General features: G+C 68.6%; 15 protein-coding genes. 9 read left to right on the forward strand and 6 right to left on the reverse strand.

Annotated elements, in window-relative coordinates:
- Positions 1–18 precede the first annotated feature (18 nt).
- The 6 genes from ACFWN2_RS11090 to ACFWN2_RS11115 form a co-directional block, all read right to left on the reverse strand.
- Positions 19–777 carry an ESX secretion-associated protein EspG gene (locus ACFWN2_RS11090; protein WP_382426655.1) on the reverse strand — a complete coding sequence of 253 codons (759 nt, stop codon included), beginning with the start codon at positions 775–777 and terminating at the stop codon, positions 19–21.
- Positions 774–2435 carry a PPE domain-containing protein gene (locus ACFWN2_RS11095; protein WP_382426657.1) on the reverse strand — a complete coding sequence of 554 codons (1662 nt, stop codon included), beginning with the start codon at positions 2433–2435 and terminating at the stop codon, positions 774–776. Before ACFWN2_RS11095 ends, ACFWN2_RS11090 begins: the two co-directional genes overlap by 4 nt.
- Before the next feature lie 43 nt (positions 2436–2478).
- Positions 2479–2859 (reverse strand): hypothetical protein, encoded by a 381-nt coding sequence (locus ACFWN2_RS11100; RefSeq protein WP_382426659.1) that lies wholly within the window; start codon positions 2857–2859, stop codon positions 2479–2481.
- 423 nt (positions 2860–3282) lie between these two features.
- On the reverse strand, positions 3283–4044 hold the full coding sequence (locus ACFWN2_RS11105; RefSeq protein ID WP_382426660.1) for an ESX secretion-associated protein EspG: 762 nt from the start codon (positions 4042–4044) through the stop codon (positions 3283–3285).
- 326 nt (positions 4045–4370) lie between these two features.
- The gene (locus ACFWN2_RS11110; protein ID WP_382426662.1) at positions 4371–5738 is read right to left on the reverse strand and encodes an AAA family ATPase; all 1368 of its coding nucleotides are present in this window, start codon (positions 5736–5738) and stop codon (positions 4371–4373) included.
- A gap of 4 nt (positions 5739–5742) precedes the next feature.
- A complete protein-coding gene (locus tag ACFWN2_RS11115; RefSeq protein WP_382426663.1) occupies positions 5743–6621 on the reverse strand; it encodes an IclR family transcriptional regulator in 879 nt (292 codons plus the stop codon).
- A 155-nt stretch (positions 6622–6776) separates the two neighbouring features.
- On the opposite strand from ACFWN2_RS11115, the gene ACFWN2_RS11120 reads away from it, so the two are divergent.
- The 9 genes from ACFWN2_RS11120 to ACFWN2_RS11160 all read left to right on the forward strand — a co-directional run bounded on the left by ACFWN2_RS11120 (position 6777) and on the right by ACFWN2_RS11160 (position 22484).
- The gene (locus ACFWN2_RS11120; protein WP_382426664.1) at positions 6777–8354 is read left to right on the forward strand and encodes an MFS transporter; all 1578 of its coding nucleotides are present in this window, start codon (positions 6777–6779) and stop codon (positions 8352–8354) included.
- Between the two features lie 123 nt (positions 8355–8477).
- The gene (locus tag ACFWN2_RS11125) at positions 8478–9440 is read left to right on the forward strand and encodes an AAA family ATPase (protein ID WP_382426665.1); all 963 of its coding nucleotides are present in this window, start codon (positions 8478–8480) and stop codon (positions 9438–9440) included.
- Positions 9441–9442: 2 nt separating this feature from the next.
- Positions 9443–10555, forward strand: coding sequence for a DUF58 domain-containing protein (locus ACFWN2_RS11130; RefSeq protein ID WP_382426666.1), 1113 nt, complete (start codon positions 9443–9445; stop codon positions 10553–10555).
- Complete coding sequence (locus tag ACFWN2_RS11135; protein WP_382426668.1) at positions 10552–12636, forward strand: DUF3488 and transglutaminase-like domain-containing protein; 2085 nt, start codon at positions 10552–10554, stop codon at positions 12634–12636. Before ACFWN2_RS11130 ends, ACFWN2_RS11135 begins: the two co-directional genes overlap by 4 nt.
- On the forward strand, positions 12633–15281 hold the full coding sequence (locus ACFWN2_RS11140) for a right-handed parallel beta-helix repeat-containing protein (protein ID WP_382426669.1): 2649 nt from the start codon (positions 12633–12635) through the stop codon (positions 15279–15281). Before ACFWN2_RS11135 ends, ACFWN2_RS11140 begins: the two co-directional genes overlap by 4 nt.
- 13 nt (positions 15282–15294) lie before the next feature.
- Positions 15295–16392, forward strand: a complete 1098-nt coding sequence (locus ACFWN2_RS11145; RefSeq protein WP_382426670.1) for a hypothetical protein — start codon at positions 15295–15297, stop codon at positions 16390–16392.
- A complete protein-coding gene (locus ACFWN2_RS11150; RefSeq protein ID WP_382426671.1) occupies positions 16389–17486 on the forward strand; it encodes a caspase domain-containing protein in 1098 nt (365 codons plus the stop codon). The genes ACFWN2_RS11145 and ACFWN2_RS11150 overlap by 4 nt, the downstream gene beginning before the upstream one ends.
- A gap of 1 nt (position 17487) precedes the next feature.
- Positions 17488–19215, forward strand: coding sequence for a hypothetical protein (locus tag ACFWN2_RS11155; RefSeq protein ID WP_382426672.1), 1728 nt, complete (start codon positions 17488–17490; stop codon positions 19213–19215).
- Positions 19212–22484: a S16 family serine protease gene (locus ACFWN2_RS11160; RefSeq protein ID WP_382426673.1), complete on the forward strand. Its 3273-nt coding sequence runs from the start codon at positions 19212–19214 to the stop codon at positions 22482–22484. Before ACFWN2_RS11155 ends, ACFWN2_RS11160 begins: the two co-directional genes overlap by 4 nt.
- The last annotated feature ends 27 nt before the right edge of the window (positions 22485–22511 follow it).

Raw genomic sequence — 22511 nt, forward strand, 5'->3', positions numbered from 1 at the left:
GGGCTGTGGTGCGTCAGATCACGCGAGCACAGCGTTGATCCGGGTGGCGATGCGGTCGTTGTCGGTGGGGGACAGGCTCATCCAGCCGTCCGAGTTGACCATCAGGTAACGACCCTGGTGGGTGTCGAACCAGTTGATGACGACACCCGACCGCTGCCGGTCCTGGGTGACGCCGAACTGGCCGCCCGCGACGCGGTTCGACGCGAGCTCCTCGAACTGCTTGGCGTCCTGGGCGGACAGGCCGGCCTGCTGCAGCGCCTCCTGCTCGTCCAGCTTGCCGTCACCGAACAGGTCGTCGGCCTCGGAGGCCTCTTCGGCCTCCTCCTGGATCGCGACCGCGTCCTGGAGGGACTGGACCCGCACGTTCACCGCCGTGCCCGGACCGGGCACGGCGTCGGGCAGCACCTTGACGATCTCGCGGGCGATACCGGTCTCCCGGATCTCCAGCAGTCCCACCCGGTCGCCGTCGATGATCGCCAGCGCGGCGCGCTCGCCGTTCGAGACGGCGAGCGCGCGCACGGTGCGGTCGAGACCGGCGACGGCGTCCACGGACACCTTGTGGTCGTCGAGCAGCCGCAGGAAGTCCTCGAGGCGGTCGTTGTCCACGAGACCGCGCGTGCGCAGCTCGTCCAACGTCCTCGTGACGAGCACGCGGCGTTCCTGCTCGGTCGCGCCCTCGCTCGGCACGTCCAGCGGGTACGGCACTCTGCCGAGCCGCAGGTCGTGCCACAGCACGTCGAACTCGAGCGGTGAGAGCAGGAACTCGGGCGTGATCACTGCGACTCGGTCCCCTTCTGCTTCTTGACCTTCGCGGCGCCGATCACCGACGGGGGCAGGTTCTCACCGGGGACCTCGAACAGGTCGCCGCCCATGATGTAGCTGGCGGAACGGTGTTCCTTGTCGTCTTCGCCCCGGCCACCGCCGGGAGCGCCACCCATGGGCGCGCCGCCCATGCCGGCACCGGCCGCGGAGGCGCCACCGGGACCCATGCCCATCGCCATGCCGGGCCGGGCACCCTGACCCTGGACACCGGCCGCGCCACCGGGCTGCATCGCACCGGCCGTGCCACCGGCACCGCCGCCGCCGCCGAACGCGCCGCCACCGCCACCCGCGCCCATCTGCGGGGAGTAGGGCATCGGGCCCTTCATGCCGCCACCGGCACCGCCGCCACCACCGGCGCCACCGCCACCGGCACCACCAGCGCCGCCGGGACCCGTGTAACCGGGAGCCGTGGGCGAGTAGGCCGCGGGGCCCTTGGGGTTCTGCGGGTTGTAGCCGGGGTTCTGCGGGTTGTAGTTCGGGTTCGCGAGGTCCTTGCCGACCACCGGGACCTTGGGGACGTTCTGGTTGTTCTGGCCGGTGTTCTTGCCGGTGCCCATCTGCGGCGTGTAGCCGGGAGCCGTGGGCGTGTAGGCCGCCGGGCTGCCACCACCGCTGCCGCTGGTGAACGTGCTGCCGGACGTGTTCTGGGGCGTGTACCCCGGAGCGGTCGGCGTGTACGCCGCGGCCACGTTGGTGCTCGTGTTGCCGGGGTTCTGCGGGGTGTAGCTGCTGCCCGCGCCGCCACCGGCACCGCCGCCGGCGCCACCACCGGGGCCTGCCGCGGGGTTGTAGCCGGGCGCGGAGGGCGTGTACGCCGCCGCGGCGGGCTGGTTCACGCCACCTGCGGCCGCACCACCGGCGCCACCCGCTCCGGCACCGGCGCCCGCGCCGGAACCGTTCGGGGAGGTGACCGGGGCCGTCGCCGTGCCGGCGCTCGCCGCCTGGGTGGACATGAGGCCGTCCACGCCACCGGTGAACGCGGCCGCGCCGGACTGCGGCAGAGCCATCACCGGCTCCTCGACCTTGCCGGTGTTCGGGTTGAACGGCGGCTTGAAGGCGGGAGTCGACGAGTCGATCTGGCGGGAGTTGTTCTCCATGTCGGTCATCACGGTGACCGCCTGGTCGTGCGCGGCGCGCGACGCGGTGTTGGCGGCCGCGATGTCCGCGGAGGCCAGCACGAAGGCGGGCGTGCCGGGCTGGGAGAGCGCGGCCGTGGCCTTGGCCCAGTCGAACTGGATCGGCTGCGGCATCTGCGCGCGGGCGCTCTCCATGACACGGCCCTGGTCGGCGACCTTGGTGCCGACCTCGACAGCCGTGCGGGCGGTCTCGTCGACCCAGTCCCCGAGCTTCTTCATCGCGGCGCGTGCGGCCTCGGCGGAGTCACCCGTCCACTTGGACTCCGACGAGGTGATGACCGAGTTGATGGTCCTGGACGCCTCGGTCAGCTCGTTGCCGTACTTGCCCCAGTCGGAGCTGATCTGGCCGGCTTGACCGGGGTCGTTGTTGTTGTGCACCGCGGCATAGAGCTCTTGGTGCGATCGGGACGCCCAGTTCTGCGGGTCCGTGAGGACCGGGACGTTCTCGATCTCGCTCGGGTCGGTCTCGGGGGGCATGACCGGCTCGCCTCTCACGTCGTTGGATCAGCTGGCCACAAGATCAGCTGTTACCCATGTGCTTCTTCAGTTCGGCCTGCTGGTCCTCGTCGAGCGCCTGGAAGTTCCCGATCGCTTCGACGATGGAGTTCTTCGTCTGCTCGAGAACCGTGCGATACGCGGTCATCACGCTGACGAACGAGTACTGCTCACCCTCGGCTCGATGGGTGAACTTGTCGCGCATCTTGTCCCCGACCGGGTTCGCTCCGAGCGGAGCCGGCCGGGCGATGCTCGAGGTCGCACGCTGGATCCACGTGTCGACCTGGTCGATCTGGGCCTGCAGCTGCTTGCGGAGGTCCTCGCCCGCGGTCGGGTCGATCTGGACCTGGCCAGAGCGGACGGTCTCGCCGAGCGGGACAGCGTCTTTGTCACCGACGATGTACATGCGGGCAGTATCGGCTGTCTTCTCGTGCAACGCTCACTTTGACGCGAACGAGTTGCCAATTGAGACCCGCGTTCACAATGCGTTGCGGTGTACCAAAACGGGCCACGACCAGGTGAACGTCATGTAACGACGTGATCGTTTGCCCTGGTTGTGGGAGCGCTCTCGGCTTGCTGCCCGTACGGGCTCCCGATCTCTGTTCACATCCCTGGATCGGCCCTTGACTATGCCTGGATGTGACCTAAATCACAGTGGGTTATTAACCGGGATTTAGGACTCTCTTGAGGTCGGTCACCGGCTGGTTCGGCATTCACCGGATCGGCTGAATCGGTCGATAGACGCAGAAACGCGGGCGCACCCGTCAGAGTACGCCCGCGATGTCCGATTTGGATCATTGTTGTGCGCTACGACGCACCTTGTTCATCTTCAGGCGAGCACCGCGTCGATCCGCGTGGCGATGCGGTCGTTGTCGCTGGGGGACAGGCTGAGCCAGCCGTCCGAACGGACCATCAGGTAGCGGCCCTGATGGGTGTCGAACCAGTTGATGACCACGTCGGCGCGGTGCCGCCCGTGCGTGACGCCGAACTGGCCGCCCGCCACGCGGTTCTGCGCCAGCTCGTCCATCTGCCTCGCGTCCTGCGCGGACAGACCGGCCTTGAGCAGCGCCTCCCGGTCGTCGAGCTCCTCGTCGGCCGCACCCCACGGGTCCTCGGACTCCTCCTCCTGCTCGGCCTCCTGGAGCGCGACGGCCTGCTGCAACGTCTCCAGGCGCACCGACAGCGCGCTGCCGGGACCGGCGACGCCGTGCGGCAGCACCCTGACGATCTCGCGGGCGAGGGAGGTGGGCCTGATCTCGGAAAGACCGACCCCGTCGCCGTCGATGACGGCCAGCACGGCCTCACCGCCGCCGGCCGCGGCCAGTGCCCGCACGGGCCGGTCCAGCCCGGCGACGGCGTCCACGGACACCTCGTGGTCGCCGAGCAACCGCATCAGGTCCTCAAGTCGCGGGTCGTCGGCGATGCCGCGACGCCGCAGCTCGGCGATGGTCCTGTCCTGCAACGCTTTGACGTCTCGCTCGGTCGCTCCTTCGCTGGGCACGTCGAGCGGGTACGGCATTCTGCCGAGCCGCAGCGTCTGCCACAGCACCTCGAACTCGCGGGTCGACAGCAAGTACTCGGGCGTGATCACGAGTGCTCGGAACCTTTCTGCTCTGCCTGCTATGGGCGCAGTATCGGGCAGAAATGCTGAAACCGTTCCTGATCGTGCGAATACGTACCCGGTTGAGACGGAACATTCACAATGTGGCGTGATGCCCGCAATCCGCCCGCTTTGGTGGGCGGCGACCTGGGGCGGGCTTGTCCGGGGTGGATCTGGGAGCGCTCTCACGGGGTCGTCCGGGTAGTAGCGAGGGGCTTGTTCACAGCCGCCGCGAGGGGTCTTGAACTGACTCGCTGTGATGCAAATCACACGCCGGGTGAGCGGAAAACGCGCGGTTCCGCCCACCCCTGGGTGTGTCAGAACGCGGCAGCCGCCCGGTAGGGCCGGATGACGTCCTCGACGAAGCCGTCGAGCTTCTCCTCGATCCGTGTGTGCCCGCGGTCGTCGAGGTCGTTGTCGAGGACGTGGCACCGGTCGCCGACCGCGGAGTCCGCCTGGACGCGGGCGAAGTCGTCGGTCAGGTAGAGCGACTCGGCGACGGCGGGAGGCAGCCGGTGGTCGTCCGACAGGGTGATGCGGATGTCGTTGGCCATGACGTTGATCCGGGGCGGCTGCGCCCGCGAACGCAGCCGTTCGGCTCGCGTCTCCGCCGAGGTCCGCACGTAGATCAGGTGTGCCGCGGAGGTGATCTCGTGGCCGAACGCGCCGAGGGACGGGCCGATGTCCGACCGGGCGAACTCGACCAGTGCGATCGACGCCTGCTCCCGCCTGGCGGAGATGCGCAGCGCCATGTCGTTCAGCGCGGGCTTGAGCAGGTCCTCGTCGTCGATCTGGAACGCGCCGTTCTGCGACGCCGAGAAGCCCTTGCCGCGCTCGCCTTCGAGCAGCATCACGCCGTGCAGGAAGTCGTGGAACGCGTACAGGTAGTCGTTCTCCTCGGTGACCTGCAGTCGCAGCGCGTCGAGCTTGGCCTTCAGCAGCCGGCGGACCGTGGACTTGCCGGCGCCGGGCAGGCCGGTGATGAAGATGACCGGCGCGGAGTGCCGGAACGCGACGTGCCGCAGCACCGCCTCCAATGCCTCGGTGCCGAGCGAGTACTTGTCCCTGAGGTCACGCAGGTGCGTGGCGAGCCGCGTGAGGTCGCCGTCGCGGCGCAGTTCGGTCACGACGTACTCCGCGAGGACCGACTCCACGGGGACGGCCGCGTCCCAGGCGCGGTCGAACTCGGCCTGGAAGATCGCCGCCACGGACTTCCCGCACAGCCTGCTCGGGTGGTCCTTGCCCCTCTCGCTGAGGTTCAGCACGGTGCGGTGCAGGGAGCCGCGGAACAGGTGGAACGACAGGTCCTTGCTGAGCTGCGTGTGCGAGATCCGCGTCTCGATGCCCCGGCCGAGCAGTTCCGCCGCCGCGGTGAGGCACTGCTCCTCCTCGCGGGTGACCACCCTGGTCCGGTCGCGCCGGTCGATCTCCTGCCAGGTCTCCTGGACCGACCGCAGTAGTCGCGAGGTGGACGCGGGCGCGAGGTTCGGCAGGAGCGCGTCGAGACGCTCCACATCCGTCTCCCTGGCGATCGCGTGCACCTCGGACAGGTACTGGCGGCGCTTGACGACCTGCGACAGTGCTCGCGGCATCCGCCGTCGCGCCCACGCGGCCCGCGAGGTGGAGACGATCGCCGCCACCGCGACACCCCCTGCCACGGACGCGGCGAGTTGTGCCCATTGCATCGAGTCATCCTCCTGCTGAGGGGAGATCCGGGAGGTCGTGCTCGAACCCGGGATACGGGTCGCACTCCTTCTGGATCATCTGTTCGCTGATCTCGTTCGCCTTTTCGCGCAACAGCGGCGCGAAGTGGCTGAGGTTGTGGTTGACGCTGTGCACGACGATGCCGAATCCGGCCACCACGGCGTTGTTCGCGTCGAACACCGGGACCGCGACGGAACACGACCCCAGGGTCATTTCCTCCTTGGTGAGCGAATATCCGCGCTCGCGGGTCAGCGCGAGTTCGCGGCGCAGTCGCTGCGGTTCGACGATCGTGAAGCGGGTGCACCGCTCGAGCGGTTGTGCGCAATAGAGGTCGATGATCTCCCTGCTGGAGAACGCGAGCAGCGCCTTTCCGACTCCAGTGGAATGCATCGGCAGTCGGCTCCCTTCCCGGGAGAGGATCGAGATCGACTGATGACCACTGAGTTTCGCCAGGTAGAGGACCTGAAGCCGGTGCCGCACGGCGAAGTGGACGTTCTCCTTGCACTTGTCGTACATGTCTTGCATGTAGGGCAGCGCTATCTCGCGGAGGCGTGTGGGAATGGGGGCCAGTTGTCCTGCTTCCCAGAGCCGCGTGCCGATTTGGTAGCGGTGGAGACGATCTCGTTCGAGCGCGCCCCACGCTTCGAGATCAGCGGCGAGCCGGTGGGCGGTGGCAGGAGGCATGTTCGCTCGCGCCGCCATTTGGCTCAGCGTGAGGTAGGGGTGGTTGACGTCAAAGGTCCCGAGCAGTTCCAACGCGCGAGACGTGACATGGCGGCCGGTGGCCCTGCGCATCGATTTCCTCCAGTGAATGGCAGTGGGAAGGACGATGGCGGAATCGAGCAAGGTGCGCCAGAGCTCCATCTCGTTGAACGGAAGGATGATTTTTCAAGCTCTTGAAACCCAGGTCAGGAGGCATATTCGGTGGCGTGGTTCCGTTGAACGGAATGGGAGCGCGACCACGGCGAGAGCCGTTCGCGTGCTCGGCAGCGCACACCCGCAGGTGTGAAGATCGACGGGTGACTGTCTCCCCGTGGGCGCCCCTGCGCCGCAGCGCGTTCCGTGCGCTGTGGCTCGCCCAGTTCGCCTCCAACATCGGCACCTGGGCGCAGACGGTCGGTGCCCAGTGGCTCATGGGCGACCTCGGCGGCACCGCCCTGCAGGTCGCGCTCGTCCAGACCGCCACGACGCTGCCGGTGTTCCTGCTGGTCGTGCCCTCCGGGGCGCTGGGCGACATCCTCGACCGCCGGCAGGTGCTGATCGCCGGTCAGGCGCTGATGCTGGCGGGCGCGGGCGGGTTGATGCTGCTCGCGGGCACGGACAGGGCCACGCCGGCGAGCCTGCTCGGGTTGCTGGCGCTCATGGCGATCGGCCAGGCGTTGTCGATGCCGTCGTTCCAGGCCATCCAGCCAGAACTGGTGTCGCGCGAGGAGATCCCGCAGGCCGCGCTCCTCAACGGCGTCAACATGAACGTCGGCCGCGCCATCGGCCCCGCGCTCGGCGGCCTGCTCATCGCGCTGGCCGGCTCGGAGGCGACGTTCGCGTTCAACACGGTGAGCTTCTTCGGCGTGCTGATCGTGCTCACGCGGTGGAAGCGGCCGTCGGACCACCGTCCACTCGGGACGGAACACATCACGACCGCCATGCGGACGGGCGCGCGGTACGTGGCCAGTTCGCCGCTGTTCCGGCGGGTGCTCACGCGGCTCACGTTGTTCATCGTGTTCGGCAGCGGGCTGTGGGCGCTGCTGCCGGCGATCGCGCGCGGACCGCTGGAACTCGACGCCAGCGGCTACGGCGTGCTGCTCGGCAGCGTGGGCGCGGGAGCCATCGGCGGCGCGTTCGTGGTGCCGAAGCTGTTGCAGCGCATGAGCAAGAACCGGATGGTGCTGCTCGCGACGTTCGTCTACGCGGCCTCCACCAGCACCGCGGTGCTGACGCGGAGCTTCCCGCTCGTGATCGTGGCGATGCTGCTGACAGGCGCCTGCTGGATCGCGACGCTCTCGACGTTCAACGCCACCGCCCAGGTCCTCCTGCCCGCCTGGACACGAGCGAGGGCGCTGGCCTACTACCAGCTCATCCTGATGGGTGGCCAGGCACTCGGTGCGGTCGTCTGGGGCGCCATCGCGGACGTCTACAGCCTTGAGGTGGCCATGATCGTGCCCGCGGCGGCTATGGCCGTGCTGGCACTCGCGGCGACCCGCTGGCTGCCGCTCAACGACAGACCGCTCGACGTCAGCCCCGCGACGTACTGGGAGGAACCACCCGAGATCACCGACACCGACGCGGGCCCCGTGCTGGTCACGGTGGAGTGGTCGGTGGCCCCGGAGAACGAGGACGCGTTCATCGACGCCATGCAACGCGTGGGCAGGGCACGGCGGCGCACCGGCGCCACGATGTGGGGCCTGTTCCGCGACACCGAGAAGGTCGAGACGTTCCTGGAGACCTTCACCGTCGCGACGTGGCAGGAGCACCTGCGCCAGCACGTCGAACGCGGCACCGTCGTGGACCAGCAGAACCAGGAGGCGGCCCGCGCGCTGGCCAAGGGACCGGCGCACGTGCGGCACCTGCTGTTCGCGGAGCCGACCAAGCCGGAGTGAAAATCGTCCGTTCGAACATGAAAATCTCAGTTCGAGTGGAATAGAAGCGACCTGTGTAACGCGCCTTGTGTCGCGGCGATACTGAGTCAGTCAACAGATGCAGTGTCGGTGAGGTAATTGCGCATGCTCACTTCCATGCTGGCTTTCCGGGAAAGGTTCCACGCGCTGCACGACAACGTCGAGCAGTTCGTCCGAGGCAAGCCCGAGGCCGTTCGATTAGCTCTGACCTGCATGTTCGCCGAAGGTCACCTGTTGATCGAGGACGTTCCGGGAGTGGCGAAGACATCGCTCGCCAAGGCGCTCGCAGGATCGGTCGGCGGTGATTTCCAGCGGATTCAGTTCACCCCGGACTTGTTGCCGTCGGACGTCACCGGTGTCGAGGTCTTCAATCCGAAGACGCTGGAGTTCCAATTTCGGAAAGGCCCGGTCTTCGCGAACGTGCTGCTCGGCGACGAGATCAACCGGGCTTCCCCGAAAACGCAGTCGGCGCTGCTGCAGGTCATGGCGGAGCAGACGGTGACGGTCGGTCTGAAGACCTATGCCGCACCCAGGCCGTTCTTCTGCGTCGCCACCCAGAACTCCGTCGAGCACCAGGGGACCTACCCACTGCCGGAGGCCCAGCTGGACCGCTTCCTGATGCGCACGTCGATCGGCTACCCGGCGCCGGACGTCGAGAAGGAGGTCGTCGCACTGGGAATCGCGCGCAAGGCGCCGGATCCGTCCATGTCGATCATGAGCATCGACGAGGTCGAGCAGATGATCGCGATCGCCAGGACGGTCGACGTTTCCGACCAGCTGAGCGAGTACGTGGTCAACATCGTCTCGGCGACCAGGGAGGACGCGGCTCTGCTGCGGGGTGCGAGCCCTCGCGGCAGCATCGCGCTGGCCACCGCCGCACAGGTCGTCGCGGCATCGCACGGACGTGCTTACGCGACCCCGGACGACGTGAAGTCGGTGGCGGAACCCGTGCTGGCTCATCGGATCCAGCTCACCCACCAGGCGCGGATGGAAGGGCGGACGGCCGCGAGCGTGATCGAGGAGATCTTGCGCGACGGCCGACGCGTCCCGGTGCCGAGAGCTGGATGACCATGCGTCTCACCGCGACTGGCTGGGGTCTCGCGATCGCCGCCTCGGTGCTGATCGCGGCAGGACTGTCGGCCGACTACCCCGAGGTCACCGCGCTGGGTGCGACGGCGGCGACCTTGCTGCTCGCCGCCGCCGTGTGGACGGCGCGGCGGCCGAACGTGAGCGCGCGGCGTGAGCTCCAGCACCACCGCGTGCGAGAAGGACAACCGATCCGATGCCGTCTCGTGGTGCACAACGACAGCGCACGTCCCAGCCCTGAGCTGGACGTGGTCGACGGCAGCGGTGAGGAGCCCGTGCGGCTGGTTCTGGGCGGGCTCCCCGCCCAGGCGTCCGACGAGGTGGAATACCAGCTGCCGACCAGGCGCCGAGGGGTCTACACGGCACCACCTCCCGCCATTGAACTGACCGACCCCGTCCGGCTCCTGCGTCGCTCGCGCCGGGACGGCTCACCGGACACGTACTACGTGCATCCTGACTACCGCGAGCTGCCGGGATTCGGTGCGGGAGGCCCGCTCGACATCGACGGTGAGGCGTTGACGCCCCGGCGCGACGGGTCCGCGTTCTACTCGCTGCGGTCGTACGTGCCCGGCGATGAACGCAGGCTGATCCACTGGCCTTCAACCGCGCGGACCGGGGAGCTGGTCGTCCGCCACCTCAGCGCACCGGACGCCCCGGAGTGCCTCGTGGTACTGGACACCACCGCGACGCCGTACGCCGACGGCCGCTTCGAGGAAGCCGTCCGCGTGACCGCCTCGCTGTGCGTGTCGGCGCTGGACTCCGGTGCTCGGCTGACGTTGCGCACCACCGGGGACCTCGAACTGCGCTGCGCAGCCAAGGCCGAGCACGGCGAACCGCTCGACTTCCTGGCCGGGGTGGATCTCGCGCCGCAGCGGCTCTCCTGGGCACAGGCCGTCGTCGGTGACCGGGAGTGGTCGGACGCCCTGGTCGTGAGCGGCGCGCTGGCCGCGACCGAGGTCGGGAAGATCGCCGCCGCGGGGCCGCCGGTGCTGGTCGTCCAACTGGGGCCCGCTCCGTTCTCGACCCGAGTCGTGTCCGGGGCAACGGTCGTGACGGCGCGCACGTGCGCCGAGTTCGCCGACCACTGGAACGGATGAGCGTCATGATCCAGGTGCTGGTGTGCGTGGCGACCGTGAGCGTGTCCGGGCTGCTGTACCTGGACTTCTTCGCCACCAACGGTTTCCTGCCCGCATTCGCCACGGCCGTTCTGGCGGCGAGCGCGCTGGCCTGGCTCACCGCGCGGCGAGGTCTTGGGTGGCGAGTGGCAGCGTTCGCGACGTTTCCCCTTGTCGGCGTGCCGTTCGCGCTGCACGACACGTTCGACGAGGGGTGGGTGCGGGTCGCGGGCGAATTCGGCCTCGGCGTGGCGGGTGGCTGGGCCAGGGTGCTGTCCGTGAGCGTGCCGGCCGAACCGACGGGACAGGTGCTCGTTGCCGTTCTCCTCGTGTTCTGGTGCACGGCTTTCACGTCCGTGCTGCTCGCACTGCGGACCCGTGCGGTCCTCGCTCCGGCTGTGCCGCTGCTGGCGGCGTTCGTCGCGGGATTGGTGGTGGTGGCGAGCAGACAGGGCGAGCACCTCGAAGCGGCCGCCGTGTGCGCGGTGTTGCTGGTGTCGCTCATCTTCCTGCGGGCAAACGCTTCCATCCGCATTCGACCCGTGGTCGGGGGCGCGGCGTTCCTGGTGCTGGCGGTGGCGGCCGGAGCCGGCGCGGGTGCCGTCTCCTCCAGTGCTGAGCGCCTCGACCCGCGTCCACTGCACACCGACCCGGTACCACCGCCCGACCTGATCACGCCGTTGAACGAGATCCGCAACCAGTTGATCACCAAGCCGCCCAGGCCGTTGTTCACCGCGAGGACGACCGGTGAGCTCGTGGGCATCCGCACCGCCGCGCTCGGGCACTTCGACGGCACCCTGTGGACCTCGACGGACGACTACCTCGTCGTAGGCGAACGCCTCGCCCGTGACACGTCCGGCGCCGAGGTGAGCGCCCGCATCACGCTCGGGGAGCTGGCACCGCCGTTCCTGCCCGTCGTGGGCCGGCCGAACTCGGTCCGGTTCGCCACCACGGCACCGAAGACCGTCGCGTTCAGTGCCACGTCCGACTCGTTGCTGGCGGAGCGGTCCTGGGCCGTCGGCACGACCTACGAGGTCACCGGCGCGCAGCCGGTCGCACGAGACCTGACACGAGACGCTGTGCCGTCCTCCACCTCCGAGTTCGCGTCGTTCCGCGAGATGCCGGACGCGGTTCCGGCCGGAGTGCTCGCCCAGACACTGGCTTTGACGAGCGCGGCGGCCAGCCCTGCCGAGAAGCTGCGGGCGCTCGAAGCCCACCTGCGCGGCCTCCCGTACAGCGTTGATGCCGCACCCGGTCACTCCTACGCCCGCATCAGCCGTTTGCTCGGCGCGTCCCAGGACGGTGACGACAAGGGTTACGCCGAGCTGCACGCGTCCGCGTTCGCCGTGATGGCGAGGGTCCTCGGCTATCCGTCGCGCGTCGCGGTCGGTTACCGCGTCCGAGAGCAGGTCACGACCGCCGATGCGCACGCCTGGGCCGAGGTCCACTTCGCCGGACGCGGCTGGGTGGCGTTCGACCCGACCGATCCCGCGAAGACGCAGCGCGACACTCCGCAGCAACCTCGAATGCTGCCTGTGCCGGTGCCGGTGCCGAGCGATGGGAGCCAGAAGCCCACCACGACCATCGCACCGCCGCCCGGCGATCCACCTGTCGAGCCTGAGCCGGAGCACCTGCGTCCAGCGCTGCTGGCGGTCGCCGCGTTCGTACTGCTCGTGGTTCTGGTGATGCCGATCGCGAAGGCTAGACGCCGCCGCCGTCGGCGTCGTACAGGCTCCGCCGCAGCCAGAGTGGTCGGTGCCTGGGAGGAGTCCGTCGACCGCCTGCTGGAACGAGACCTGGCGCTGTCGCCTGACCGCACGCCGTTGGAGTACGCCCGCTACGCCGGTGCGCGGCTGGGTGCGTCGTCAGTGCTGCTCGAGCTCGCGGACGCGACGACCACGGCGATCTACGGGCCCGCCCATCTCGCGCCGGACGCCGCGGAGAGGACCTGGCGTCTGGAACGAACCCTGCGCCGGTCGCTCTACCCGGGCTGGCGCCGGCTGTTGCGCTGGCGGGCGTACTTCGATCCCAGACCTCTCTTGGCGAGGAGACGCCGGCGATGATCCTCTTGCACCGCCACCTCCGTCCGGCTGTGGCTGTCGCGTGCGCCGCCGCAGCCGCCGTCAGTCTGGTCGTGGTGGGTCACCAGCAGGTTCTGCCGCCGGTGCAGCCGCACATGCTCGCGGGCAGCACCTGGCTCGCGTCGCGCTCGGTGGGGCACGTAACGCTGGTCGACGGTGTCTCGGCCGCGGTGTCCGCGAGCGTGGGCGTGCATCAGGCGAACGTTCCGTTCGCTGTGGTGCTCGGCAAGGACCGCGCCTACACCGTGGACCCGGCTACGGGCGCGGTGGTCGCGATCAACCCGTCGACCCTGGACACGATCGGCCTGAAACCACTGTCGGAGACGAAAGGGCTCTCGGTGCTTGCGGTGGGCCGGTCGTACTTCGCGCTCGACTCGTCGAACCGGCTGGTCCAGGCCGTGGGCGACGACGGCCGGAGCAAGCTCGGCGTCCGAGCGCGACTGCCTGGCCAGGTGCTGGACGCGGCCGCCGACAGCCGGCGCGTGTGGCTCGCCGACGGCGGCGGCTCACTCCAGTCGTTCGAGGTGGGCACCACCGATCCGATCCAGCGTGAGCTGCACGACGTGCACCAGCCCGGCGCCTCCTCGGTGGAGATCCTGATCGCGGGCGACCAGCCGCTCGTCGTGGACCGGACGCACCAGACCGCCACTCTCGTCTCGGTGACGGGAGAGGTCACGGCGCGGACGCCATTTCCGGTGGAGAAGACGGATCTCGTCGCGGCCGGTTCCAGAGTGGGACAGTTGTTGCTCGTCCAGCCGTCTCATGGCGTGCTCATGTCATGTGACGTGTCCGTCGGTACCTGCGGAGCGAGCCATCTGCTGTCCGGCGATCTCGGCACGCCGGTCGAGGCGCGCGGTCACGCGTTCGTGCCGGACCGCGCTACACATACCGTGCACGTCGTCAACCTCGCGCACGGCTCGTCGATCACGACCGAGCCACTCCTGCCGGCCGGTGCGGCTCTGGAACTGTCCACTCGTGACGGACTTGTGTTCTTCAACGATCCCGCCAGCGAGAAGGCCGGCGTCATCGACGTGCACGGCGTCGTGCGGCGCATCAACAAGTACGACCCCGCGAACCCGCCGAGCCCATCTCGCACCGCGAGTTCACCGCCCAGCAAGACCACGTCTTCACCCAGCGCGACCTCCAGCGGTCCGCGTCCGAGTCTGACCGCGTCCATGGGCTCGCGCCCGGACGGCACGGCAGGCTCGGTCCCAGTGCCCACCGGAGGTTCCTCGCCGGTACCCGTCGTGCCGCACATCAACGGCATCAACGCCTCGCCGAACAACCCGGAGGCAGGCGAGGAGGTCATCTTCACCGCCGACGTGACGGGGACTCCTCCCGAACGGTGGGAGTGGGAGGTCCGCGGGCCTGGCGGCGTGCTGGCGAGCGAGACCACGCCGCAGTTCAAGCACCGGTTCGTCGACGCGGCCACCTACGTGGTGAAGCTCGTCGTCAAGGCTGGGACCAAGCAGGACGAACGCAGCCGCGACGTCGTGGTCGACGTCGCGGTGCCGTCAGCGGAGTGCGGCGAGACGATCACCCAGAACGTGAGGCTGCGCAAGGACCTCCACTGCGCTGGTCCCGGCCTGATCATCGGTGCCAACGACGTCGTCGTCGACCTCGGCGGGCACACGTTGAGCGGGAACGGCACCGACAGCGGCGTGAGCGCTCCAGATCGGATCAACGCAACGGTGCGCAACGGCACCATCCGTGCGTTCAACGTCGGTGCCGCCTACTACCGAACCAAGACGAGCACGGTGGACAACGTGAGTTTCGAGGGCAACCTCGACGCTGACCTGGGATTGAGCTTCAGCACCGACCTCACGGTACAAAATTCGCGGCTGAGAAAGGGGTCCAGGGCGCAGAGCGTGGAGCGCCCGAAGTTCCTGGGTACGAGTTTCACCGCTGCCGACATGAGCTTCGGAACTCAGGTCTCGGCGGCGACCTTCGTCAATTGCCGGCTCACCGACAGCGCTGTCAGTGCCAACTGGAACTCCAACGCGCTCACCGTGACGGACAGCGAGTTGACACGCAGCCACATCCACCTGAGCGAGGCAGACGGGCTGAACGCAACCAGAAACCGTTTCATCGACAGCTATGTGGAGATCGGCGCTGCCTCGCGGACGACCACGTTCCGCAACAACGAGTTCGTCGGTGCCGAAGCCGGGATCCGTGCTTACAACCCCTATGGCGCGGAGAGGCTGACTGTCGAGAGCAACGTCTTCCGAGACAACACGATCGGCCTGAACATGGGCAACGACCACCAGTTGCCCTACGAGGCTTTCCACGACCTCGTGGTCACTGGCAACACGTTCGTCAACAACAGTGCGGCCGGCCTGTACTTCGATCCCGTGGGCGGGGGCCCAGGGCCTCATCTGCTGATCAGTGGCAACACGTTCACCTCCAACGGTCATCGATCGGCGGGCAAGGTCGACCGGGCCGGGCGTGCGGTGAACGACGGCATGCACATCAACGTCGCGCCCGGCAGCAACATCGAACTGCGCGGCAACAGGACCAGCAACAACGCCGACCACGGCATCGAAGCTCAGCCGGGGACGGTGGTGGACGCGGGTGGGAACACGTCCGCGGGCGACCCGGCCGGCTGCTCCGGAGTGGTCTGCGGATGAACGGGAGCAGAACATGACGCTGGTGTACGTCCACGGCATCGGGAACCGCCCCGGCCGCAGCTACGAGGCGGCCGCGCGCCGCCGGGAGGCGTTGTTCCGGAGAGTGCTGCTCCCCGCCGCCGGCCTGCCGGACACGCCGATCGTCATGCCGCACTGGGGATGCCTGACCAGGGAACCGCGTTGGGGACTGGCTTCTTTGCCGCACAGGGGAACCGAGCGCCTCGGTTCGGACGCCGACGAGCGCGAGGCCTTGGTCGAGCAGTCGCCGTCGCTGCTGATCGTTGCCCGGCAGTCTGTGACAGATGCCCTCGATGCTCTGTACACGCTGCTCGAACCCCGCGCTGATGACGAACACCTGCTGACGCGGCAGGCGCCTGTCATCGTGCAGTACATCTGTCGGCACGAGAGCCTCCATCCGCACGAACCCGAGCACGTGCGCTACCCGTGGCTGAACGAGGTGCACAACGACATCGAGTTCGTCGACCGCCTGGTCGCCGAAATCTGGCCACCGGAGGGCGAGACACTCGGTGCCGGAGACAGGATTCGCGACCTCTTCGTCTCAGCTTCCCGGCGGTTCAACCCGACAGCGATGGTCGTCGGCGCGGGACGCAGACTGGTGAGCGCCAACACCGCGTTGCTCCTCGCCGACGTGATGCAGTACACAGCGCTGCGCGGCACCCGTGAGCAGCCAGGAGAGGTGATCTCCCTCGTCGCCAGAGCGATCGAGGAGGCAGCGGCACCACGGGTCGTCCTCGCGCACAGCATGGGCGGCACCATCGTCTACGACCTGCTCAGTCACTACCGGCCCGACCTGAACGTGGACGTCTTCCTGACCGTGGGCTCGCAGGTCGGCCTGTTCGAGGAGTTGAGCCTGTTCCGGGAGAGCCGCCCAGGCGAGGAGGCCGGGCAGGTTCCGTTGCCGCACAACGTCCGCAACTGGATCAACGTTGTGGACCCGGCAGACCCGTTGTCATTCCGAGTCTCCCCGGTCTTCGCGGGCGCCGGCGACTACACCTACCCGTCTCGCGCCGTCTGGGCACACACGGCCTATCTGAAGCAGCCCACCTTCCACCACCGCGTCGGCGGTCGCATCGCGGAGGCGCTCGCGTGACCACGGTCTTCGAAGAGCGCGGTTCCGGTCCACGCACTCACGCCTTCGTCGTCGGCGTAGGTGACTACCCGTATTGCGCGGATTTCGACGGCGACGGCGCACTGGCCTCAGCCGTGCGCAACTTCAAACCAGTCGCCGGGCCACCTCCGTCCGCACGAGCGGTGGCGTCCTGGCTGGTCGAGAACCAGGCCGGCAAGTCCTTCGCGCCGCTCGGATCGGTCGAACTGCTGGTGTCCGGTGAGGACAGCCCCACAGTCGAGAACTTCAGGATGGCGTTCGAACGCTGGTACAGCCGCTGCGACGAGAACGAGGACAACGTTGCCTTGTTCTTCTTCAGCGGTCACGGCTGCCAGAAGGAGGGACAGCTGATCCTGCTCGAAGACTTCGGCCGGTGGCGCAACCCCTTCGAGGGCGCGCTGAAGATCGAGACGTTCGCCGCGGGCATGGAACAGTGCCGGGCGAAGGTCCAGTGCTACTTCGTCGACGCGTGCCGAAACCTCCCGCACGAACTGCTGGAATCCCCGCCCGCGCACACCTTCACGCCGATCCTGCCCGACGTGGTCGGCAGGGCGCGCGAGTCCGTGATCCTCTTCGGCACCGCACCGGGCGCGACCGCACCGGGCTCGCTGGACGGCCCCACGCCGTTCACGGTCACGTTGTTGCAGGCGCTCGAAGGTGCGGCGGCCACGAAGGACCACTCCGGACAGTGGGTGATCAGGACCGGCGACCTGGTGACCGCGATGAACGCCGTGATCGAGTGGCAGTCAGGCGAATCGCACGGGGTATGGGCCGGAGGAGGCTTTCAGGGCAACCGGCCGATCCGCCACCTCGACGGTGTACCCGCCGTGCCGTTCCGCCTGGGCTGCGACCCGCGGGAGGCCCTGGCTTGCGCGAGGTTGGTGCTCACCTGCCCTGACACGTCGGTCGTGCTGAGCCGCGAACCGCTGCCCGCGCTCTGGGAGGACCGGACACCCGCGGCCGTGTACCTGCTGAACGCCTGTTTCGACGGCGCGGATTACAACGACGCCTGCTCCCACTACATGCCTGTCCACCCACCGAATCTCGTGTTCGACCTGCGCGTGTGCGGAGCGTGAGATGCCGACCATTTCCCTTTACCACGAGGACTCGCGGGCGGAGGGCAACGACGTCGTGGGCGTTGTGCGCATCCTCGACGACCAACTCGTCGTGGTCACGACCTCGCTTCTGCGCGCTCGTGCCGGTGTTCCGGTCGACCTGTCGCCTGGCCGGTACTTCGTCGACGGCTGGTCGCCGCAGGGGGAGCGGTACCACGGGGTGATCGAGACCGCGGACACCCACGCCGTCGTCCACGTGGACCGTGCCCAGTCCACATCGGACGTTGAAGAGAGCGCTCTGCAACCGTGGTCCTTCAACGGGCGTGCGTGGGTGCGCGGTGTGTCGAGGTGGAATCCCGATGCGAACGCCGTGGTGTGGACGCCGATGGGCGGCGCGTCGAAGGTGTTCGTCGTGCCGGGGCTCGACGGGCTGAGAGCCACTGGTACCGGCGTGGGCTTGCGGCCCGGACTGGCGGCGACACTTCTCGGCTACCTGCATCGCGGCGACCGGCTTTCGGCCGGTGTGGTGGCGCGGGAGACGCAGTCCCTCCAACCCGGTGCGAACTTCCCGGCCGAGGTGGTGGCCGGCTACCACCTCGTGAACACCGGCGACCCCGGCGCCGCCGAGTGGATCGAGGGCCTCCGCTGGCGGTACCCGGACTCCACCGACGTCGTCGTGCTGGACGCCCAGTTGATGCTTCGCAAGGGTTTGTCCGAGGCGACATCCGCGTTCCGACGTGCCGCCACGAGTGGTTTGCCGTTCGTGGGAGACGGTCTGCGCGTGATGTCCGCGGGATTGGAAGCTGTCGGCGCCGAACCGCTCGTCCGGCCGTATCTGCTGGCACAGCAGGACTCGCCGCTCACCTCTTTCTGGGGCAGCGATCCCGCTGCGCCCCGGCGTGAGATCGGCCCGAGCACCTGGCCGCGAGCCGAGAACCTCCGCGAACAACCGGAGACGCGGCCGGGGCCCAGCGGCACGCGGCAGGCGGAGCCCGTGGTGAGGGCGTACGGGCTGCCGCTGGCGGTGCTGGATGATCACCGGTTGACGGTCGTGGCGGCACCGAGCGAACGCGAGCCGAACCGGTTCGACCTCGACATCACCGCCGAAGGGAGAGCGGCGACGTCCTCCGGGTTCGGACTGGGTGTGCGAGAGCCCGGCGTTGTGCGGCTAGGAGAGTTCGACGATCTCGGCGTGTGCCGGATCCGCGACATGGGGCCGGGCCCGTGGGACATCGTGGTGTGTCAGCGACGCGCCGGCTCGCTCCAGACCGACTCGGTCGTGCCGCTGCCCGTCGTCCGGTCCGCGGCCGAGGTGCTGGCCGCGGCAGGCGCCAACGCCGACGAGGTGTTGCGCGCGAGGACTCCGAGCCAGCTGACAACGCTGGTGTTGCGATGTGACCGAGCCAGGAGGTTCTTCCTCGAGGCGACTCGGCCACCTGGAGTCGACGCGGTGGCGATCGGTGTCGAGTACGGCACCACCAACGGCGCCACCGCCCTGCGCGTGATGCCCTACCCGGTGAACGAGTGGGGCCGGCGCGGCCTGCGGATCGAGTTCGACGACTTCGACGCCAACGAGCGGTGGCAGGTGGCCGAGGAGCTCACGGTGGGCGACATCGCCCGCATAACCGCCGTCGACCTCATTCCGTCACTCACGGCATCCCTCACGCCCGAGGTGAGCCACACCTGGCGAGAACTCACCGCCTGCCTGCCGCAGTCGCACCAGGCCTTGATCGAACGGCTGGTCGGATGAGCGCGCTGTCCACACTGGACGAACTGCTGGCGCAGGCGGGGAGGGGCGACCCGCACGCCCTCACACCTGATCAGTTGCGCGCGAGGCTCAGCACCGGGCTGCTGTGGTGGCAGGCGGTGCGGGAGGCGGTGACCGAGGCGCCCCGGCGACTCGTCGACTGGGAACGTGGCACGGACCGGCGCGTCGCGGGCGAGGTCGGCGACCGCGACTTCCTGGAGGCGACCCGTGTCACTGCCGCGGTCGGTCTGGTGCTCGCCGCGGCGAGCGGTGAGCACGCGAAGTCCGAGGGCGTCGAAGCGATCATCGCCTCGACGAGGCGCTGGCAGGAACGCGGGCTGTTGGTGGAGACCCGGGGCGCGCACAGATGGCGGGCGAACGACGGGTTGCGACTCGTCGACGCATTGCCTGAAGGTCCCGGCCGGTCTCTCGCGCACATCGCGGTCGCGCTGATGTCCGGGATCGCCAGACCAAGAGCGTTCAGGCACAGGATCGGCGTCCTGTTCGACACGGGTGAACGAAGAGGCGCGACCGGATCGCTCAAGCTCGCCGTCGTGCCCGGTGGTCCGCCCGGCCTGTTCCCGGACCCGCGCACGATGACGTTCCTGCGCGTCGACGGTGACTTCACCGCGTCCCTGCAAGCGGCTTGGGACTTCGTGTCGCACGGCCGCAAGAAACTGCCCTGCGTGCTGTGGGAGATCGATCCGGGTGACTGCCGTTTGGGACCGATCAACGGACCGTCTCTCGGTGCTGCTTTCGCGGTCGCGCTCACCGGCGCCCTTTCCCGTGTTGATGCCGGGTTCCTGAAGGGGTGGCGTGGCAGAAGCGCGGTGACCGGTGCGGTCACCGCGCGGGGTGAAGTCGGTGGAGTGCACGGCCTGGAGGCGAAGTTCGAGGCCGCCCGCGACGCGAAGTGGGAGGTCGTCGCGCCGGAGGAGAACCAGGAGAACGCCCCGTCGACGACCGGGCTTCACGTGCACTGGGTCAGCACGGTCGACCAGGCGCGGGCGAGGACGCGCAGCTGGCGGCCGGGACGGTTGGCGGTGGTGGCCGTGGTGGTAGCTCTGGTGGTCACCTCCGGTGTGGTCCTGTGGCAGAGATCCGTGTTCCGGCAGCAGCAGGACGAGTCGCTCAAGCAGCGGGCCGTCAGCGAACTCCTGCGCGAGGCCTCCGCGATGCGCGACTCCCGCCCGCAGCAGGCGTTGCGCTTGGTGCTGTCCGCCAACGGGTTGGAGGACTCCGGCCGGGTGCGAGCGGCGTTGCTGGCCGCACTGACCAACCGGCGCGAACCCGAAACGTTGTTCACCGGCTTCGGTGAAGTGCGGTCGACGCAGTTCACCAAGGACGGGTACGTCCTGCTCGCAGGCGATCGAGGCGCCGTGATCTGGCAGGTTGCCAGCCCGACCTCGGCAACGGAGGTCGCGTTCTTGCCTGGTGAGGACGACGACCAGGCGGTACGCGACGTCACGATGAACACCGACGGCACTGTCGCGCTGCTGGACCGGGTTCGCGGGCCGCTGGAGATCTGGGATGTTCGCGACAAGAAGACCCCGCGGCTCACCGGGAAGATGACAGGGCTTCCGTGCGATCCCGTGGCGAGGTCGCTCAGCCAGACCGGCCATCGCCTGCTCACCGGATGTGCGAACGGCACCATCACGTTGTGGGACCTCAGCTCCGGCAGCAACCCGATCAAGATCGCTGATCTGCTGCCGAAACCTCCGAGCCTCACCGACGTCGCGTTGAACCCGGATGGCAACTCCGCCTTCGTGACGACCGCCGACGGCCTGCTGACCTGGCAGGAGGGGCCGGACGGCGTGGGCATGCGGCGACGTGATCCAGACCCGAGCCCGCAGTCCGAGCCGGAGACCAGCGCCCGCGTGATCGCGGTGGGACGGTTCGTCTCCGCCTCGGGCTCCGCCGAAGGAGGTGTGATCCTGCGCGTGAGCGGTGAGAAGAGCCAGGAGTCGTTGCGTCTCAGCTTCACGGATCAGGACGAGATCACGTCGGTCGCGACCAACGACACCCTGGTGCTCAGCGGAGTCGAGACCGGTGAGGCGATCCTCTGGGCCGCAACGGAACCCGGCGTCTACGACTACCGGCCGAAGCTGCTGTTGCACGGCCATGACGATGCGGTGACCGCCGTCGCCTTGAGCTGGGACGGTACCGCGGCGCTGACAGCGAGCCGGGACGGTTCCGCCAAGCTGTGGGACATCCGCCGCCCCAGCCCGTTCAGCCTTGCAGGCGCCTCTCCACTCGACGCACCGGTCGACCAGGTGGTGGCGTCGCAGGCGAACAGCCTCGCTCTGGTGATCACCGAACGCGGGGAGGCCAGCCTGTGGGACCTCACCGACACCACGCACCCCAAACGGCGATCCGGAGTCAAGTCGCATCGCGCGGCGGTGCGCAGTGCCGCGATGGACCCCGGACGGGCACAGGTCGCGACCGGTGCGGACGACGGAACGGTGCAGTTGACCGACATCTCCACGGCGGACGACCTGCGCAAGCTGTCGGAGTTCGAGGTGAGCGGCGCCGCTGTCCGAGCCTTGGCCTTCCACCCGGCGGGAACGAGCGTCGCGGCCGGCAGCGACGACGGCTCGGTGGTGCTGGGCGACGTCGGCAAGCCGACACCGGTGCCGTTGCCGCGCAGGGAGAAGGACGCCGTGCGCGCGCTCACGTTCAACCAGTCGGGAGATCTGCTCGCGATCGGTGGCGCTTCTGGACGGGTCGAGTTGTGGCGCGTCGACCCGCCACAACTCGTGGGCAAGATCCCGAAGGCACGTGCCGGCGTGCGTGCGCTGGCGTTCGACCCGCGTGGTGGGTCGCTGCTCGTGACGATCGACAGCGGAACATCCGTCGCACAATGGGATGTCACGGCACCGGAACGGCCGGCGGAGCGACCTTCTTTGCAGTTCCGAGCCGGTAAGATGCGCACTGTCGCCTACTCGCGGGACGGCACGATGGTGATCGGCGCGAGCACGGATGGCACAGCAGTGGTGTGGAGTGTGCTGGATCCGGGCACACCGCACCAGATGGCCGAGCTCACCGGACACACCGGTCCGGTGCTCGCCGCCGCACCGGTCGTCGGCGGTGACGCGGTGCTGACGGGAAGTTTCGACAAGAGTGTTGTCGCGTGGGACATCAGCGACCTGATCACGATCAACCGCGATCCCCGAGCCAGAGCCTGCCAGGAGGCACGGGGAGCCCTGCCCGAGGACCAATGGCGGCGGCACGAGCAGCTGAAGCACTTCCCGCACGTGAACGCATGCCGGTGACGGGATCGTTCAGGCATCCGGCCGAGC

Source organism: Lentzea sp. NPDC058436 (assembly GCF_042721515.1).
Lineage (GTDB): Bacteria > Actinomycetota > Actinomycetes > Mycobacteriales > Pseudonocardiaceae > Lentzea.

Excerpts from the sequence above, each read along its gene's own strand:
- ACFWN2_RS11125 (WP_382426665.1), top strand. The coding sequence starts at position 8,478 with ATGCTCACTTCCATGCTGGCTTTCCGGGAAAGGTTCCACGCGCTGCAC.
- ACFWN2_RS11115 (WP_382426663.1), bottom strand. The coding sequence starts at position 6,621 with ATGGAGCTCTGGCGCACCTTGCTCGATTCCGCCATCGTCCTTCCCACT.
- ACFWN2_RS11095 (WP_382426657.1), bottom strand. The coding sequence starts at position 2,435 with ATGCCCCCCGAGACCGACCCGAGCGAGATCGAGAACGTCCCGGTCCTC.
- ACFWN2_RS11100 (WP_382426659.1), bottom strand. The coding sequence starts at position 2,859 with ATGTACATCGTCGGTGACAAAGACGCTGTCCCGCTCGGCGAGACCGTC.
- ACFWN2_RS11135 (WP_382426668.1), top strand. The coding sequence starts at position 10,552 with ATGAGCGTCATGATCCAGGTGCTGGTGTGCGTGGCGACCGTGAGCGTG.
- ACFWN2_RS11110 (WP_382426662.1), bottom strand. The coding sequence starts at position 5,738 with ATGCAATGGGCACAACTCGCCGCGTCCGTGGCAGGGGGTGTCGCGGTG.
- ACFWN2_RS11155 (WP_382426672.1), top strand. The coding sequence starts at position 17,488 with ATGCCGACCATTTCCCTTTACCACGAGGACTCGCGGGCGGAGGGCAAC.
- ACFWN2_RS11145 (WP_382426670.1), top strand. The coding sequence starts at position 15,295 with ATGACGCTGGTGTACGTCCACGGCATCGGGAACCGCCCCGGCCGCAGC.
- ACFWN2_RS11160 (WP_382426673.1), top strand. The coding sequence starts at position 19,212 with ATGAGCGCGCTGTCCACACTGGACGAACTGCTGGCGCAGGCGGGGAGG.
- ACFWN2_RS11140 (WP_382426669.1), top strand. The coding sequence starts at position 12,633 with ATGATCCTCTTGCACCGCCACCTCCGTCCGGCTGTGGCTGTCGCGTGC.
- ACFWN2_RS11130 (WP_382426666.1), top strand. The coding sequence starts at position 9,443 with ATGCGTCTCACCGCGACTGGCTGGGGTCTCGCGATCGCCGCCTCGGTG.